Origin of the sequence: Streptomyces sp. NPDC005263 (assembly GCF_042872365.1) — a bacterium.
In the GTDB taxonomy this organism is placed as follows: Bacteria; Actinomycetota; Actinomycetes; order Streptomycetales; family Streptomycetaceae; genus Streptomyces.
On sequence record NZ_JBIAKJ010000018.1, the window covers coordinates 45,330 to 62,302 of the forward strand.

Consider the following 16,973-nt stretch of genomic DNA (forward strand, 5'->3'; position numbering starts at 1 on the left):
CTGAGCAACGGCCATCGTATGCGAGGACACCACCGCGCCGGGAGGCCTGCCGCGACGACGACCGTCCGCTGCTTCGCGCACCTGATTCAAATCTTCTTCAAAGGGGACAACGGCCGGGCCCCGCGGATGGTGCCGCCTCCCTCCGACGAATTGCACGAATTGTGATCACCCGCTCACGTAGGGATGAAGGATGGCGTCCCGGCCCGCCTCCTGAGCAGAATCGCCCGATGGACCCCGTCACGCTCACCACGGACCGCCTCGTCCTGCGCACGGTCACCGCGCGGCACACCGACTCCGTGTACGCGGCCGCCCAGGACCCCGACATCCAGCGCTGGACCACGATCCCGGTGCCCTACCTCCGCGAGCACGCCCGGAGCTTCACTCAGCAGGTGGCCCCCGAGGGCTGGGCCTGCGACACGATGTACACGTGGGGTGTCTTCCTCCCCGCGGGGGAGGACCTCGTGGGCATGCTCAGCATCACCATGCGCTCCCCCGGCACGGCCGAGATCGGCTTCTGGGGCACGAAGGAGCACCGCGGCCACGGATACCTGACGGAGGCCACCCGCGGCGCCTGCCACTGGGCCTTCACCCGAGCCCACGTCGACCGCGTGGAGTGGCGCGCCGAAGTGGGCAACCATCCCTCCCGCGCGGTGGCGGAACGAGCAGGCTTCACCGTCGAGGGCACCCTCCGCTCCGCCATCACCAACAAGGGCGTACGCCGAGACTGCTGGCTCGCCTCCCTGCTCCCCTCGGACCTGTCCCTGCCCTCCACAACTCCCTACGTCCCGAGGCCGGCCCCCGCCGGACCCCAGTGACGGGGTCAACGGTCCGCAGAGCCCCAAACCTCACAAACCCCCAGCTCAGCCCCCACTGTCAGTCCCACCCCCTAGGGTGCGAACCCATGACGACCCCGCGCCCCTCCACCCCCCTCTCCGCAGACGAGGCCCGCCGCCTCGCCCTGAGAGCCCAAGGCTTCCTCGGCGCCCCGGACCGCAAATCCGGTGTGCGAGGTGTGCTCCGGCACCTCGGCGCGGTCCAACTCGACACCATCTCGGTCCTGGCCCGCTCCCACGAACTCATCCCGTACGCCCGCCTGGGAACCACAGGCCGCAAGACCATCGAGAACGCCTACTGGAAAGACACCCACGCCTTCGAGTACTGGTCCCACGCCGCCTGCATCCTCCCCATCGAGGAGTGGCCCCACTTCGCCTTCCGACGCCGCGCCTACCGCAACCGCCCGCACTGGAACCACGACCTCCCGGACGGCACCTACGAGCAGGTCATCAAGCAGCTCCGCGCCGAAGGCCCCCTCACGGCCACGGAGTTGGGCGGCGCCAAGAGGACCAGCGAGTGGTGGGACTGGTCCGGAGCGAAGGTGGCCGTCGAGCGCGCCCTCATGTACGGCGAGGTGGTCTGCGTGGAACGCCGCGGCTGGAAGCGCGTCTACGACCTCGCCGAACGCGCCGTGCCGGAAACCCTGTTGCACGACGACCTGGACGACACGGAGTGCCTGCGCCGTCTGGTCCGTCTGGCCGGCCAGTCCCTGGGCGTGGGCACCCGCGCCGACATCGCCGACTACCACCGTCTCAAGGGCGAGCAGGTCGACGCGGTGATCGGGGACTCGGGTCTGGTCCCGGTCACGGTCGAGGGCTGGGGCAAACCGGCCTGGGCGGACCCCGCGGCCCTGGAGACACCCCCGCGCGGCCGCCACCGCACCACGCTGCTGTCCCCCTTCGACTCCCTCATCTGGGAGAGGGCCCGCACCGAACGCATCTTCGGCTTCACCCACCGCCTGGAGGCGTACGTCCCCAAGCCGAAGCGGGTGTACGGCTACTTCGCGATGCCGGTGCTTGCCGGCGGCCACCTGGTCGGCCGCGTGGATCCCGCCCGCGAGGGCCGCACCCTGGTCGCCCGGCAGGTCACCCTGGACGGCCCGAAGGCGGTCCCGGCGGTCGCACAGGCCCTGGTCGAGGCGGCGAGCTGGGTGGACTGCACGGACGTACGCGTGGAACGGGTGGACGCCCCGGACCTCCGCGAGCCCCTCGCCAGAGAACTCACCCGCGCCCTCGCCTGATCATCCGGCCCCGCCGGCACAGGAGCTACTGGATCAGGAGCTACTGGATCAGGGGCTACTGGATCTCGAGGATCTTCTCCCGCATCGCGTAGACGACGGCCTCCATCCTGGAGTGCAACTGCAGCTTCTCCAGGATGTTGCGCACGTGGTTCTTCACGGTGTTCTCGGAGATGAACAGCTGCTTGGCGATGTCCCGGTTGTTCATCCCGGTCGCGACGAGCTTGAGCACTTCCAGTTCACGGTCGGTGAGCCTGGGCGCCGGTACGAGCCGACGCTCGTCGGTCCGCTGGATCATCGACTTGAACTCGGTGAGCAGCTTCGACGCCATGGACGGGCTGATCTGCGACTGCCCGTCGGCCACCGCGCGAATCGCGGTGGACACCTCGTCCGTGGAGATCTCCTTGAGCAGATATCCGGTCGCGCCCGCCTTGATCGCCTCGTAGAGGTCGGCCTCCTCGTCGCTGATCGTCAACATGATGATCTTCGCGCTGGGAGCCACCTCCTTGATGGAGGTGCACGCCTCGATACCGCCCCGCTTGGGCATCCGTACGTCCATCAGCACGATGTCCGGCAGCAGGTCGGCGGCCTTGTCGACGGCTTCCGCGCCATCGCCGGCCTCGCCGACGACCTGGATGTCCTCCTCGGCGGCGAGCACGATCTCCAGTCCACGGCGGAAGAGGGCGTGGTCGTCCACGACCAGGACGCGGATCGGCTCCTTGCGTGGCGAGCCCTGGTCCGGGCTCATGCCGACGGCGCCGTGGCCGGCGTTCGCGTCCTGCATCGGTCCGAAGCTGTCCGCCATCGTTCCTCCCCCTGAAGGCTGTGGCCTGTGGTTCTGTGCCATCGCCAACGCAAGGCAACGACCCGCCGGTTGGGCCGGTGCGACCATGATTCCATGCCCGGACGACACTGCGGTGACAGAGCGGGGCGCGTAGTGGTCGCACGCCGGTGCCCCTGGGGGCGCACACGCGCACCAGGGGCACCTGCTCAACTGTCGACCGGATGATCAGCCACCCAACGTGCCACCCGCGGCGGTCGGCTGCGCCTGCGTGACCATCGGGTCCGTGCTGAGGTGGATGACGCCATAGTCATAGGCGTGCCGCCGGTAGACGACACTCGGTTCCTTGGTCTCGGAGTCGATGAACAGATAGAAGTCGTGCCCGACCAGCTCCATCTCGTAAAGGGCCTGGTCGAGGGTCATCGGGGAAGCGACGTGCGTCTTTTCGCGGACGACGAGGGGGCCGTCACCCTTGATCTCCAGAGAGCCGATCTTCTTCGTGGGCACTCCGTCCGGCTCTTCCTCCTGGACGAGGTGGCCGTTTCCGTTGAGCGTCGCCGCGTCCGGAACATGATCGGCGACCTCGGCCGCCGTGAGCCGTCGTGATCCTCGGCGTGTGTGGCGCTTGTCGTGCTGCTTGCGCAGCCGCGCATCCAGCTTCTCCGCTGCCAGATCGAGTGCCGCGTACGGGTCGCTGGCTGCCGCTTCCGCCCTGATCACCGGTCCGCGGGAGCGGAGCGTGATCTCCACTCGGTCACAGCGGTCGGCCTGTCGGGGGTTCGGCTCCTTGGACACCTCGACGTCGAGGCTGATCACCTTGCCGTCGAGCTTCTGGATCTTCTCCAGCTTCAGCTTCTCGGCCACGTGCTTGCGGAACCGCTCGGGCACCTCGGTCTTGCGGCCCTTGACGACGATGTCCACGCAGAACTCCGTTCCCGGAACGCCCCGCCTCACTGCGGAGCGTCTCCCTTTTGCACCAGGCTCCGGTGAGTCCCGGAACCTCGGACTCGGTGACGTCCACCTCCTCCCCCGCGGGCAAGGTCTCCATTCCACCGGCGCGGGTGATGGTGAAAATCCCATAGCACGGCATTCAGAGATGAGAGGTGTGGCCTGCGCCTTTCTCTCTCACAACCGAACATATCTCGCCCGGACGGATGGCGTCACCCTCTACTGCGGCGTACCTCCGTTCAGGTGAATTGGCGCTCTCATTACCTGCAACGATGCAAGTTCACAGTCAGTTCCGGTTGATTTCGAAGGCATCCGGCGCGGCCGCGACCACAGCCGCACGGAGCACGTCACGGGCAGCACCGCCACCCGCTGTTCTCCGTCGGCCAGGCACCCGCTCCGCCTCCTCCCGCGTCACCCGGGGCATCCGTTCCTCTCTGCTTTCCCGAGTTCCCGCCCGGTACACCGACGCGATCGGCCCCTGGTACTCCCCCGCCCCATCATTCGCCCGGCACGCGCCCGGATCCCCCACATCCACCGCGTGACCGATCCCCCGGCCCGCCTGCCCACCGGGACCCGGGCCCCGCGGCCGCGCCTCGCCCACCGTCATCCCCGCCTCCGCCTCCGACATCGCCTCCGACACCGCCCCCGCCGTCCTCTCCGCCAGTTCCGCCCGCACCGCGCGCGCCGCCTCCGCCAAGGACGCCCCGGTCGTCATCAGGTCGTCGACGAGCACCACCGAACCACCGGCCAGCAGCCGCCCACCGCCCGGAAGCACGGTCAACGCGCCCGCGAGGTTCTCCAGCCGCTGCCGGGAGTTGAGTGCCGCCTGGTCGGCCACATCCCGGCGTTGCCGCAGCACGGCCGCCACCCGTGCGGATGCCCCGCCTCTCCGCAACTCACGGGTCGCCGCGAGTGCGATCCGCCGCGCCGGATCATGCCCTCGCGCCCGAACCGCCCTCCGCGCGGACGGCACCGGGACAAGCACCACCGGCTCGTCCGCCCACGCCGCTCCCGCCCGCACCGCTCCCGCCAACGCCACCCCGAGCGGCGCGGCAAGTGCCAGCGCGCCCCGCTCCTTGTGGGCCAGCAGCACCGCGCGCACCTCGTCCCCGTACCGTGCCGCCGCGTGCACGACCGGCAGGCCCGCCGGTTCCGGCGCCGGTCGCACCCGGCGCGTTACGGCCCCGCTCAGGGCCGCACGGCACTGCTGACAGAGCACCGTGCGAGGCCTTCCGCATCCCCCGCACTCGGCCGGCAGCACCAGGTCGGTGAGGTCCTGCCACCACCCCCGCATGCCGACCACTGTGCCAACACCGGCGCGCTCCGACCACCCCTGTGGACAACCGCCTGTGGATAACTCACCACCGCTGCACGGCTCACCCCGGATAGACCGGCGCCGTCCCGTCCGCGTCCACCTTCTGCCACTGCGCGCCCGACGGCAGCCGCACGATCCCGTCCTCCGAGTACGCCACCAGCGGCAACTGGTCGTCCTCGGACGCGGCGATCTCCTTCACGCCGGTCAGCGCCGCAGGCGGCGGCCCCTCCGGGATGGAGCCGTCGACCTGGACGTACCGCATCTGCTGCACGCCCTCCTGCTCGCGTCCGACCACCACGAGCCGACTGTCACCGGCCCAGGAGATGGTCGTGACCTCCTCCAGCTCCGAGGCCGCGGAGCGCAGTTCCTGGACCGAGACGGGCGACCGCCCGCCGGACTTCTCGCCGCGCTCGATCCGGCCGATGAGCAGGGACTGACGGCCGTCCTTCTCCACCACGAGCGCGATCCGCACCCCGTCGGCGGCCACGCGAACGTCCTTGATGCGTCCGTCCAGCCCCGGAGTCTCCACCGTGAGCGGCTCGCCCGCGCCCTTCTCCAGCAACAGCAGCCGGGAGTCACGGGGATTGCGGTCGGCCACCCACAGGTCGCCCTCCGTGTCCCAGCTGGGCGCGGTCAGACGGTCGCGGGCAGTCGCGCCGCCGCTGGTCAGCAGGGGGTTCCCGAGCGATCCGCCCGGCGCCAGCGACTCGACGTACAGCGACCTGCCGCCGTTGCCGACACCCGCCGCCTCGCGTTCGTCACGCGACACCGCCACCGACTGGAGGTCCTCCTTGTCGCCCTCCCCCAGCGCCCCCGGGACGGGATCGGGCTTCCCGCCGCTGCCGTCGGCCGCGGTCCGCACCAGCCGGTGCTTGCCGTCGACGAAGTACAGGTACGCGGGATCCTGCACCGAACCACGCACGGCGACGCGGTCGGCCTGGTCCTCGCCGAGTGAGCAGAGCTGCTTGCCGCGCGCCTCCAAGGCGACCTCGTCCACCGCCGGCGTGAGCTTCTGCAGGGTGAACAGGATCTGCGCCGCCATGGAGTCGCACACGGTCGAACCGACCCGGGCGGCCTTGTCGTTCAGCGGCACGGTCAGCTTGTTCTGGTCGTCCGGGGTCAGCGCGGTGACGCCCTTCCGCAGCTCCGTCCCGGTCGGGAAGCTGGACCTGACGACCGGCCCCAGCCAGGTCGTGGGCCCCTTGAGCAGGGACCGCACCATCTGCGTCATGGCATCCACGCGCTCACGCACATACACCGGGTCGGCGACCGCCACTGTCTGCGCGCCCGTCGTGGAGGTGGTGTTCGAGGCGAAGTAGTACTTGTCGACCGACATGTAATTGCGCTGGAAGTCCGACTTGCCCATGACGACGCCCTGCGGAAGCCCGTCGATGCGCCACTGATCCGTCTTCTTGTCCCGGACGAGGTGCACCGACTGGTGATAGCTCCCGCCGGCGGGCGCGTACGCCCCCTGGGAGTCCACCGCGGCGACCTTGCTGCCGGTCAGTGTGAACAGGAGGTCGTCGGATTCCTGCCGTCCGCCCGAGGGCTCGACGACGAGGCCCGGCCCTTCGGCGAGCACCGTGGTGGCCCGCTCCGGCTGCCAGGTCTTCGCGGCCTCGGCGGTCAGATACTTGCGAGCCGTCTCATAGTGCGGATCGTCGCTGGTCAGCGCCTCCAGGAAGCCCTGCACGATCGTCGGGGGCTTCGCATCCTCCTGGGGCGGCATGGCGAACACCCGCACCTGTGTGTCCTGGCGAGGCGTCGACTCGACACCCCGCAGATCCCCGCTGTCGGGCATCGAGGCACACCCGGCCAACAGAACGACACCGCAGGCGGAGTACGCCACCACGCGCCCCCCTCGGCGCCGGGCGCCCCCCTCGCGCTCAACGCCCACGAAACGCCTCCCCTTGCTCGTACGGATCCGTGGACGCCCTGCCCGACGAAGCCGCTGCCGATCCCGCCGACGCATCCCCGGCAGAACCCGGCGAGTCGTCCTCCGGCCCGTTCACGGCAGTGCCCTGCGGCCCGTCCCCGTTCCCGGTGGACGGCTCGTCCTGCCGTCGCCCGCTCGATGCCGGCCGGGGCACCACGCGCGCCCCGTTGCCGGGCAACGCCGTCGGGTCCGCCGTGGGCGCCAGGGACGTCTGGCGCGGCGCGATCGGGTTCCGTGACGGCCCCCGGCCGTCCGTCGGCTGGGCGGGCACGGTCGCCGTCTTCTCGCCGCCCCCGCGCGGCAGCCCGGCGTCGTCGAGACCACGATTGCGGCGCGAGTCCTTGGGCTCCAGCGGTATCGGGGAGCCCCGCAGCGGCTCGTCCGCGGTGCGGGGCAGCGTCAGCCGGAACTGCGAGCCGCCGCCCGGCTCGCCCCAGGCCTGCAGCCAGCCGCCATGCAGCCGGGCGTCCTCCAGGGCGATGGACAGCCCCAGGCCGGTACCGCCCGTGGTACGGGCGCGTGCCGGGTCGGCCCGCCAGAAGCGACTGAAGACACGGGTCGCCTCACCGGGCTTGAGTCCCACGCCGTAGTCGCGCACCGCGACCGCGACCGCTCCGCCCGCCGCGGCGAGCTTGACCACGACGTCCTTGCCCTCGCCGTGTTCCACGGCGTTGACGACGAGGTTGCGCAGCACTCGCTCGACCCGCCGGGTGTCGACCTCCGCGACCACGGGCTGCTGGTCGCCGACCACCCTGATCGTCGTCTCCTTGCGCTCGGCGAGCGGCTCGGCCCCGCTGACGACCCGCCGCACGACCTCCCTCAGATCGATCGGCTCGGCCTCCAGCGCCGCCGCTCCCGCGTCGAAGCGACTGATCTCCAACAGGTCCGCGAGCAGCGACTCGAACCGGTCCAGCTGGTCGGCGAGCAGTTCCGCCGACCTCGCGGTCACGGGGTCGAAGTCCTCACGCGCCTCATGGATGACGTCGGCCGCCATCCGGACGGTCGTCAGCGGAGTGCGCAGCTCGTGCGACACGTCCGACACGAAGCGCCGCTGCATCCGCGACAGGTCCTCCAGCTGCTGGATCTTCAGCTGAAGGTTCTGCGCCATCTTGTTGAAGGCCTCGCCGAGCCGCGCGATGTCGTCCTCGCCGGTGACCTTCATCCGCTCCTGCAGCCGTCCGGCGGACAACCGCTCCGCGATCCCGGCCGCCATCCGCACCGGTGTGACGACCTGCCGCACCACCAGCCACGCGATGGCCCCCAGCAGGACGACGACGAAGAGACCGGCCGTCGCGAGGGTCCCCTTGACCAGGCTCAGCGACTTCTCCTCCTGGGTGAGCGGGAAGAGGTAGTACAGCTGGTACGGATCGCCGTTCGGATCGTTGACCTGTTTGCCGATCACCAGGGCCGGCTGGGAGTCCTTGGTGGAGCTGTAGACGATGCGTGTGTAGCTCTGGGCCGCCACCGTGTTGTCGTCGACCCGCTCACGCAGGCCCTCGGGCACACTGGCGGACGGAACGACGTAACCGGAGGCACGCGGACCGCGCCCGCCGCCGCTGTCGTCGCCCGCGGGGAGCGTCACCACGTCGAAGGCACCCTGGCCACCGCTGGAGAGCGATTCCACCAGGTCACCCATCCACGGGCTGACGTTCTGCTGGGCCCGGTCGTCCACCGGGGTGCCGTCGCCGCCGGTCCCGGCCGCCGCCTCGTCGGCCTTCTGCTTGGCCACCGCGAACCCGCCGGTGGCCTGGCTCTGCGAGGCCTTCACCTTGGCGTCGAGCAGTCCGTTGCGCACCTGTCCGATGACGACGAAGCCCAGCAGCAACACCACACCCAGCGACATCAGCAGGGTGGTGGCCACGACCTTGAGCTGGATGTTGCGCCGCCACAGCCGCAAGACGGGCAGCAACGGCCGGCGTATCCAGCGCATGAACAGCCGCAGGACCGGGCTGCCCTGGACGCCGCCCTGCAGCAGCCCGCTCTCCAGAAGGCGTCCCCAACGGGAGCCCCCCGTCCTCCGGCCGACAGGCCGCCCCGCGCGAGCCCCGGTCCGTCCGGGCGACGACGCGGCACTGTCTCCGGACATGTCAGCTCGGTCCTGCCTTGTATCCCACACCCCGGACGGTCACCACGATCTCCGGCCGCTCCGGGTCCTTCTCGACCTTCGAGCGCAGCCGCTGCACATGCACGTTCACCAACCTGGTGTCCGCAGCATGCCGGTAGCCCCAGACCTGCTCCAGCAGCACCTCACGCGTGAAGACCTGCCAGGGCTTGCGGGCCAGCGCGACCAGCAGATCGAACTCCAGCGGCGTCAGCGCGATCGACTGCCCCTCCCGCTTCACGGAGTGACCTGCCACATCGATGACCAGATCGCCGATGGCGAGCTGCTCGGGAGCCGGCTCCTCGGACCTCCGCAGCCGCGCCCTGATCCGGGCCACCAGCTCCTTCGGCTTGAAGGGCTTCACGATGTAGTCGTCGGCCCCCGACTCCAGGCCCACGACGACGTCGACGGTGTCGCTCTTGGCCGTGAGCATCACGATCGGCACCCCGGACTCCGCCCTGATCAGGCGGCACACCTCGATACCGTCCCGGCCCGGCAGCATCAGATCGAGCAGCACGAGGTCGGGTTTGGCCTCACGGAAAGCGGCCAGCGCCTTGTCGCCGTCAGCTACGAAAGACGGCTCAAAACCTTCACCACGCAGCACAATGCCGAGCATCTCGGCCAGTGCGGTGTCGTCGTCGACGACAAGGACTCGTCCCTTCATAACGACATCATCCCATTAGCTAATCGTTACCTGGCGTGACCTGGCACACAGCTGGGCAAGTGCCTCAGCTGTGACGGGCGAAACGGCGCCCTCTTCGGTGACGATCGCCGTCACCAGTTCGGGCGGCGTCACATCGAACGCCGGGTTGTACGCCTGGGTGCCCAGGGGTGCCACCGGAATCCCGCCTCCCGCTTCCGCTCCCGCCACCGGCACCTGGGGTGCTGTGAGCTCGGTCACCTCATGACCGGGGCGTTGTTCGATCTCGATGGACGCCCCGTCCGGCGTGTCCGGATCCACCGTCGTCAACGGCGCCACCACGATGAACGGCACATGGTGGTACCGCGCGAGCACCGCGAGCGGATAGCTCCCCACCTTGTTCGCCACCGAGCCGTCGGCCGCGATGCGGTCCGCTCCGATGAGCACCGCGTCCACCTCTCCGGCCGCGAAAAGCGAGCCCGCCGCATTGTCGGTCAGCAGTGTGTACGCCATACCGCTGCGAGCCGCCTCGTACGCCGTCAGGCGAGCACCTTGCAGCAACGGACGCGTTTCGTCCACCCACAGGCGCCTGAGGCTCCCAGCCCGATGGGCCGCCAGCGCCACCGCGAACGCCGTCCCCTCACCGCCCGACACCAGTGCCCCGGTGTTGCAGTGGGTCAGGATCCGGTGCCCTCCGCCAGGCAGCAGCTCATCCAGCAGCGCCAGACCATGCTCGGCCATCCGGGCGCTGGCCTGGGCGTCTTCCTGGTGCAGTCTGCGCGCGGCGGCCAGCGCGGCCCCCGCGGCCTGCCCGGCGTCACCCCCCTTGCCGAGCTCGGCCCGGTACGCGGAATGCGCCCTGCGCACTCCGCGGGCCAGGTTCACCGCGGTGGGACGCGCACCCGCCAGCGCCTGCGCGGCGTCGTCCACGTCGAACCCACGCACGGCGGCGAGAGCGACGCCGTACGCCCCCGCGATGCCGAGCAGCGGTGCCCCCCGCACGGCGAGCGAACGGATCGCCTCCACCAGCGCGGGCGCGTCCGTACAAACGAGTTCGACCTCCTCGGCCGGCAGCCTCGTCTGGTCCAGAAGCACCAGTACGGGGCCTTCGGGTGGCTCTTCCCAGCGGATCGCCGGTACGTCGGTCGGCCTGCTGTCCTCGCTGGTTTGCGCGTACTGATCAGCCATGTGATCAGTCTGCCCGTTATCCGGCGGAGAATTGAAGGTGTGCAGCCCATACCGCGGCTGGTCACTGGGTGACCACCCCATGGCACGATGGCTGGCACTGCCGCCGCGCCCGCGGACGGGCACCGTGAAGGAGCGACGATGAACGACACTCCGGGCTGGGCCTCGCCCGGATCCGCCCCGTCCGACGGGCAGCAGCCCGGTGCGTCCGGTCCCGCCGAGCCCGCCGACCGCCCCGGCACCACGAACCCCGCAGAAGAACCTGGACCGGAGCACCCGGGACCGGACCGGCAAGGCCCCGGCTCGCAGTGGTCCAAGGAGCAGCCGCCGGCCGGCCAGTGGTCCGCGCCCACCGGTCCCACCGCCCCCGGCCAGGCCCCGCCACCCCCACCACCCGGCCCGGGCGGCTGGGGCACCCCGCCGCCGGCCGGCCCCGGAGGTTACGGCGGCCCCGGCGGCTACGGCCCACCCGGACACGGCGGCTGGGGTGGCGGCTACGGCCCTCCCGGCGGTTATCCCGGGTACGGCGGCTGGGGCGGCCCCCCACCCGCGGCCAAGCCCGGCGTCATCCCCCTGCGCCCGCTCGGCGTCGGCGAGATCCTCGACGGCGCCGTGTCCACGATGCGCGCCCACTGGCGCACCGTCCTCGGCATCTCCCTGACCGTCGCCGTGGTCACGGAGATCATCGTCATCCTGCTTCAGGGCCTGGTCCTGAACGACACCGCCGGCAGCGAGGCCCTCAACGACCCGAGCGCCACGCTCGACGAACTGACCCGCGCCATGGGCGACGCCATGCTCAGCTCCTCCGTCGTCTTCGTGATCTCGCTGGTCGGCACGGTCGCCGCGACAGCCCTGCTCACGACCGTCACCAGCCGTGCGGTGCTCGGCAAGTCGGTCACCACCGGCGAGGCCTGGCGTGACGCCCGCCCGCAGGTGCTGAAGCTTCTCGGCCTGATCTTCCTGCTGCTGCTCATCGTCGTCGGTGTCGTCGTCGCCGGCGCGGTCCCCGGCATCCTCCTGGCCGTCTCGGGCCAGACCACCGCCGGCGTCGCACTCGCCGTCCTCGGCGCCCTGGGCACCTCTGTCGTCGCCCTCTGGCTGGGGATCCGCTTCTCCCTGGCCTCCCCCGCGCTGATGCTGGAGAAGCAGAGCATCACCAAGTCGATGAGCCGGTCGGCGAAGCTGGTCCGCGGCTCCTGGTGGCGGATCTTCGGCATCCAGCTGCTCGCGACGGTCATCGCGAGTATCGTCTCGGCGATCGTGGTACTCCCCTTCACCTTCCTCGCCGCCGCATTCAGCGGAGACGGCATCGGCAGCCTCCTCAACGGCTCCGGCGGCCTCGGCTGGACCTTCCTCATCATCAGCGGCATCGGCTCGGTGATCGGTTCCATGATCACCTTCCCGATCACCGCGGGCGTCACCGTGCTCCTCTACGTCGACCAGCGCATCCGCCGTGAGGCTCTCGATCTCGAACTGGCCCGCGCCGCCGGCGTCCAGGGCTACGGCCCCACCCCCGGGAGCTGATGCGGTGAATCCGACGGGGGGAGTTCTCACAGCCGTATCGACGCTGCCGCACGCCGCCGACTCGGCCGTACGCCTCGTGCTGCGCGCCGGCGACACATCCGTAAGGGCGGCCCTGCGCACCGCCGACACCGCGTCCGTCCTGTCGCTGTCGCGTACCGACGACGCACCGCCGCTGACGATCCCTCGCGACCCCGCGCGGGAGGCCGCCCGGCGCGAGCTGTCCAAGCGGATGTACCACGAGAACGACCCCGGCCTGTTCCAACGTGCCCTGAACGCGTTCTGGGACTGGGTGGACAAACTGTTCAACGCCGCCTCGGCCGCCACCCCCGGAGGCCCGCTCGGCCTGGTCGTCGTCATCGTGGCCGTACTCGCGGTCCTGGCCGCCCTGTGGTGGCGTCTGGGCAGCCCACGCCGCGAACCGGCCTCTTCATCCGTCCTGTTCGACGACCGCCCCCGCAGCGCCGCCGAACACCGCGCGGCCGCGGAGGCACACGCCGCCCAGGGCCACTGGAACCAGGCCGTCCAGGACCACATGCGGGCCATCGTCCGATCCCTGGAGGAACGCGCCCTCCTCGACATCCGCCCCGGCCGCACCGCCGACGAGGCGGCCCTGGAGGCGGGCCACACCCTGCCCTCCCAGGCGAACCGACTGCGCACCGCCGCCCGGGACTTCGACGATGTGACATACGGCGGCAGAAGGGCGAGCGAGCAGTCGTACCACCGCATCGCCGAACTCGACCGAGACCTCGAGCGCACCAAGCCACAGCTCGCGAGCACCAGCAGCAGCCACAGTGCGGACCACGACACCCGCCGGGGAGCCGCCGAATGACCACCGAGGTCACGCTCCCGTCCACCTCGGCGTCGCCCACCACCCGTCAGATGTGGACCCGCGCGCGAGGCGTCATCCTCGCCCTTGTCCTCCTTCTGGTGGGGGCCATCGCCATCGCGGCGATCCGCTCCGACACCCACCAAGGCAGCCTCGACCCGCGCTCCGCCACCCCATACGGCAGCCGCGCCGTCGCCGAACTCCTCGCCGACCGGGGCGTCTCCACGCGCGTGGTCACCACCCTGGCCGAGGCACGCGCCGCGACCGGCCCGGACACCACCCTCCTGGTGGCCGTCCCGGACCTGCTGACCGAACGTCAGCAAAGTCAGCTGCACGCCGCCACGGACGGCGCAGGAGGTCGCACGGTCCTTGTCGCCCCGGGCAGCGCGTCCGTCGAACGGCTCGTCCCCGGCATCGTCGCCAGCCCCGCCACCAGCCTCGACTCCACGCTCTCCCCCGCCTGCGACCTGCCCGCCGCCCAGCGCGCCGGCGCTGCGGACACGGGCGGCATGCGCTACACCGTCACCCGCCCCGGCGCGGACGAGTGCTACCCCAGCGAGCGCCTGGCCACCCTGGTACGCGTCCCGGACACGTCCGGCGACGGCGACACGATCGCGCTCGGCGCACCCGACATCCTCTACAACGACACCCTCGACGAGCAGGGCAACGCCTCGCTCGCCCTTCAACTCCTCGGCTCCCGCGCCCATCTGGTCTGGTACCTCCCCTCGCTCTCCGACTCGGCCGCCGGCATGGACGACGAAAAGAGCTTCTTCGATCTGCTTCCGTCGGGCTGGCTCTGGGGCACACTGCAACTCTTCATCGCCGCGGCACTCGCCGCCCTCTGGCGAGCACGCCGACTCGGCCCCCTCGTGCCCGAAAGACTCCCCGTGGCGATCCGCGCCTCCGAAACCGTCGAAGGCCGCGCCCGCCTCTACCGCAAGGCGAACGCCCGCGACCGCGCGGCCGCCGCTCTTCGCTCCACCACTCGCACCCGCCTCGCTCCCCTCGTAGGCGTCCCCGTGACCCAGGCGCACTCGCCCGAGGCCCTGCTCCCCGCCCTGTCCGCCCACCTCCACAGCCCTGGAGACGGACAGACCATGCAGTCCCTCCTCTTCGGCCCGTCGCCCAGCGACGACATAGCCCTCATCTCCCTCGCCGACCGACTCGACGCCCTCGAAAGAGAGGTACGCCGTCCATGATGGACCCGACCACTGACAACGCCGGGTACACCGGGGACGCGGGCACCGCCCGCGCCTCCCTGGAAGCCCTGCGCGCCGAGATCGCCAAAGCCGTGGTCGGCCAGGACCCCGCCGTGACCGGCCTCGTCGTCGCCCTCCTCTGCCGCGGCCACGTACTCCTCGAAGGAGTCCCCGGCGTCGCCAAGACCTTGCTCGTCCGCACCCTCGCATCCGCGCTCGAACTCGACACCAAGCGCGTCCAGTTCACCCCTGACCTGATGCCGAGCGACGTGACCGGTTCCCTCGTCTACGACACCCGCTCGGCGGAGTTCTCCTTCCAGCCCGGCCCTGTCTTCACCAACCTCCTGCTGGCCGACGAAATCAACCGCACCCCGCCCAAAACCCAGTCGTCCCTCCTGGAAGCCATGGAGGAACGCCAGGTCACCGTCGACGGCACCCCGCGCCCACTCCCCGAGCCGTTCCTGGTCGCCGCGACCCAGAACCCCGTCGAGTACGAGGGCACGTACCCCCTCCCCGAAGCACAGCTGGATCGTTTCCTCCTGAAGCTGACGATTCCGCTCCCTTCCCGCCAGGACGAGATCGACGTCCTCACCCGGCACGCCGAGGGCTTCAACCCGCGCGACCTGCACGCCGCCGGCGTGCGCCCCGTCGCGGGCCCCGCCGACCTGGAAGCGGCTCGTGCCGCCGTCGCCAAGACGACGGTCTCCCCCGAGATCACCGCCTATGTGGTCGACATCTGCCGGGCCACCCGTGAGTCGCCGTCCCTCACCCTCGGCGTCTCCCCGCGAGGCGCAACGGCCCTGCTCGCCACGGCCCGCGCCTGGGCGTGGTTGACGGGCCGCGACTACGTCACTCCCGACGACGTCAAGGCACTCGCGCTCCCCACACTCCGCCACCGCGTACAGCTTCGCCCGGAGGCCGAGATGGAAGGCGTGACGGCGGACTCCGCCATCAACGCGATCCTCGCTCACGTCCCCGTTCCCCGCTGATGGCACTCACCGGGCGCACCGCCCTCCTCGCGGCCCTGGGTTCCCTCCCCGTAGGCATCTGGGAACCCGGCTGGACAGGTCTCCTCGCCGTCAACGCCCCCTTGGCTGTCGCCTGTGCCTGCGATTTCGCCCTGGCAGCACCCGTACGACGCCTCGGCCTGACCCGGTCCGGCGACGCCTCCGTACGCCTCGGCGACCCCGCCGACGTCACCCTCACCCTCACCAACCCGTCCCGCCGGACGCTCCGCGCCCACCTGCGCGACGCCTGGCCCCCCAGCAGCTGGCAGCCCGGCACGGAAGTCGCGGCCTCCCGTCACCGTCTGACGGTGCCCGCGGGCGAACGCCGTCGCGTGACCACTCGACTGCGACCGACCCGCCGCGGCGACCGTCAGACGGACGGCGTCACGATCCGTTCCTTCGGCCCCCTCGGCCTGTTCTCCCGCCAGGGCACCCACAAGGTTCCGTGGACGGTGCGTGTCCTCCCCCCGTTCACCAGCCGCAAGCACCTGCCCTCCAAGCTGGCTCGCCTGCGTGAACTGGACGGCCGCACCAGCGTCCTCACTCGCGGCGAGGGGACGGAATTCGACAGCCTCCGCGAGTACGTCCCCGGCGACGACACCCGCTCCATCGACTGGCGGGCAACGGCCCGGCAGACCACGGTGGCGGTACGCACCTGGCGCCCCGAACGCGACCGTCACATCCTTCTGGTCCTCGACACCGGCCGTACCTCCGCCGGCCGGGTGGGCGACGCTCCACGCCTTGACGCCTCCATGGACGCGGCGCTGCTTCTGGCGGCCCTGGCATCCCGCGCCGGCGACCGCGTCGACCTTCTCGCCTACGACCGCCGGGTACGCGCCCTCGTCCAGGGCCGCTCGGCCGGCGATGTTCTGCCGTCCCTGGTCAACTCGATGGCCAACCTCGAACCCGAACTCGTGGAAACGGACGCCCGAGGTCTCGCGGCCACCGCTCTCAGGTTCGCCCCGCGCCGTTCGCTGATCGTCCTGTGCACGACCCTCGACACAGCTCCCGTCGAGGGGGGCCTGCTGCCCGTCCTTTCCCAACTCACCCAGCGACACACAGTGCTGCTCGCGTCGGTAGCGGATCCTCATGTCGCCCGCATGGCCACAGCACGCGGTAACACCGACGCCGTCTACGAGGCCGCAGCCGCCGCCCAGGCGCAGACTGAGCGCCACCGCACCGCGGAACAACTGCGTCGGCACGGCGTTACGGTCGTCGACGCCACACCCGACGATCTGGCTCCCGCACTGGCGGACGCATATCTGGCGCTCAAGGCAGCGGGCCGTCTCTGATCCGAGCTCCTCTCGGATTCAAGAGGCGGCTGGCTGCCTCTTGCTTTCCCCTAAACGCAGAAAACCCCCGTGCCCAAGGCACGGGGGTTTTCCCAAAAATTGTTCGGCGGCGTCCTACTCTCCCACAGGGTCCCCCCTGCAGTACCAT

Annotated in this window: 14 protein-coding genes; 7 read left to right on the top strand and 7 right to left on the bottom strand. The window is 70.8% G+C overall.

Annotation, left to right across the window (positions count from 1 at the left end; all coding sequences use genetic code 11):
* Positions 1 to 227 precede the first annotated feature (227 nt).
* Positions 228 to 815, top strand: coding sequence for a GNAT family N-acetyltransferase (locus ACFYRY_RS40960; protein WP_389158028.1), 588 nt, complete (start codon positions 228 to 230; stop codon positions 813 to 815).
* 86 nt (positions 816 to 901) lie between these two features.
* The gene (locus ACFYRY_RS40965) at positions 902 to 2,074 is read left to right on the top strand and encodes a winged helix-turn-helix domain-containing protein (protein ID WP_389158031.1); all 1,173 of its coding nucleotides are present in this window, start codon (positions 902 to 904) and stop codon (positions 2,072 to 2,074) included.
* A 55-nt stretch (positions 2,075 to 2,129) separates the two neighbouring features.
* Here the strand turns inward: ACFYRY_RS40965 and ACFYRY_RS40970 are convergent, their stop codons facing one another.
* The 7 genes from ACFYRY_RS40970 to mtnA form a co-directional block, all read right to left on the bottom strand.
* Positions 2,130 to 2,876 carry a response regulator gene (locus ACFYRY_RS40970; protein WP_389158034.1) on the bottom strand — a complete coding sequence of 249 codons (747 nt, stop codon included), beginning with the start codon at positions 2,874 to 2,876 and terminating at the stop codon, positions 2,130 to 2,132.
* A gap of 204 nt (positions 2,877 to 3,080) precedes the next feature.
* A complete protein-coding gene (gene hpf / locus ACFYRY_RS40975) occupies positions 3,081 to 3,773 on the bottom strand; it encodes a ribosome hibernation-promoting factor, HPF/YfiA family (RefSeq protein WP_389158037.1) in 693 nt (230 codons plus the stop codon).
* Positions 3,774 to 4,086: 313 nt separating this feature from the next.
* On the bottom strand, positions 4,087 to 5,094 hold the full coding sequence (locus ACFYRY_RS40980; RefSeq protein WP_389158040.1) for a ComF family protein: 1,008 nt from the start codon (positions 5,092 to 5,094) through the stop codon (positions 4,087 to 4,089).
* Positions 5,095 to 5,176: 82 nt separating this feature from the next.
* Entirely contained in the window at positions 5,177 to 7,012 is a 1,836-nt protein-coding gene (locus tag ACFYRY_RS40985; protein ID WP_389158042.1) for an LpqB family beta-propeller domain-containing protein, read from the bottom strand.
* Complete coding sequence (mtrB, locus tag ACFYRY_RS40990) at positions 7,002 to 9,137, bottom strand: MtrAB system histidine kinase MtrB (protein ID WP_389158045.1); 2,136 nt, start codon at positions 9,135 to 9,137, stop codon at positions 7,002 to 7,004. Before mtrB ends, ACFYRY_RS40985 begins: the two co-directional genes overlap by 11 nt.
* 1 nt (position 9,138) lies before the next feature.
* A complete protein-coding gene (mtrA, locus tag ACFYRY_RS40995; RefSeq protein WP_005486885.1) occupies positions 9,139 to 9,816 on the bottom strand; it encodes a two-component system response regulator MtrA in 678 nt (225 codons plus the stop codon).
* A gap of 15 nt (positions 9,817 to 9,831) precedes the next feature.
* Positions 9,832 to 10,980 carry an S-methyl-5-thioribose-1-phosphate isomerase gene (mtnA, locus tag ACFYRY_RS41000; protein ID WP_389158050.1) on the bottom strand — a complete coding sequence of 383 codons (1,149 nt, stop codon included), beginning with the start codon at positions 10,978 to 10,980 and terminating at the stop codon, positions 9,832 to 9,834.
* A 138-nt stretch (positions 10,981 to 11,118) separates the two neighbouring features.
* Here mtnA and ACFYRY_RS41005 point away from each other — a divergent pair, with 138 nt between their 5' ends.
* Genes ACFYRY_RS41005 through ACFYRY_RS41025 form a run of 5 tightly spaced genes read left to right on the top strand, consistent with a single transcriptional unit; the run spans position 11,119 to position 16,825 of the window.
* Positions 11,119 to 12,501 (top strand): glycerophosphoryl diester phosphodiesterase membrane domain-containing protein, encoded by a 1,383-nt coding sequence (locus ACFYRY_RS41005; protein WP_389158053.1) that lies wholly within the window; start codon positions 11,119 to 11,121, stop codon positions 12,499 to 12,501.
* A gap of 4 nt (positions 12,502 to 12,505) precedes the next feature.
* A complete protein-coding gene (locus ACFYRY_RS41010; protein ID WP_389158056.1) occupies positions 12,506 to 13,330 on the top strand; it encodes a DUF4129 domain-containing protein in 825 nt (274 codons plus the stop codon).
* Positions 13,327 to 14,526 carry a DUF4350 domain-containing protein gene (locus ACFYRY_RS41015; RefSeq protein WP_389158059.1) on the top strand — a complete coding sequence of 400 codons (1,200 nt, stop codon included), beginning with the start codon at positions 13,327 to 13,329 and terminating at the stop codon, positions 14,524 to 14,526. The genes ACFYRY_RS41010 and ACFYRY_RS41015 overlap by 4 nt, the downstream gene beginning before the upstream one ends.
* Entirely contained in the window at positions 14,526 to 15,515 is a 990-nt protein-coding gene (locus ACFYRY_RS41020) for an AAA family ATPase (RefSeq protein WP_389158074.1), read from the top strand. The genes ACFYRY_RS41015 and ACFYRY_RS41020 overlap by 1 nt, the downstream gene beginning before the upstream one ends.
* A complete protein-coding gene (locus tag ACFYRY_RS41025; protein WP_389158062.1) occupies positions 15,515 to 16,825 on the top strand; it encodes a DUF58 domain-containing protein in 1,311 nt (436 codons plus the stop codon). Before ACFYRY_RS41020 ends, ACFYRY_RS41025 begins: the two co-directional genes overlap by 1 nt.
* Positions 16,826 to 16,973 lie beyond the last annotated feature (148 nt).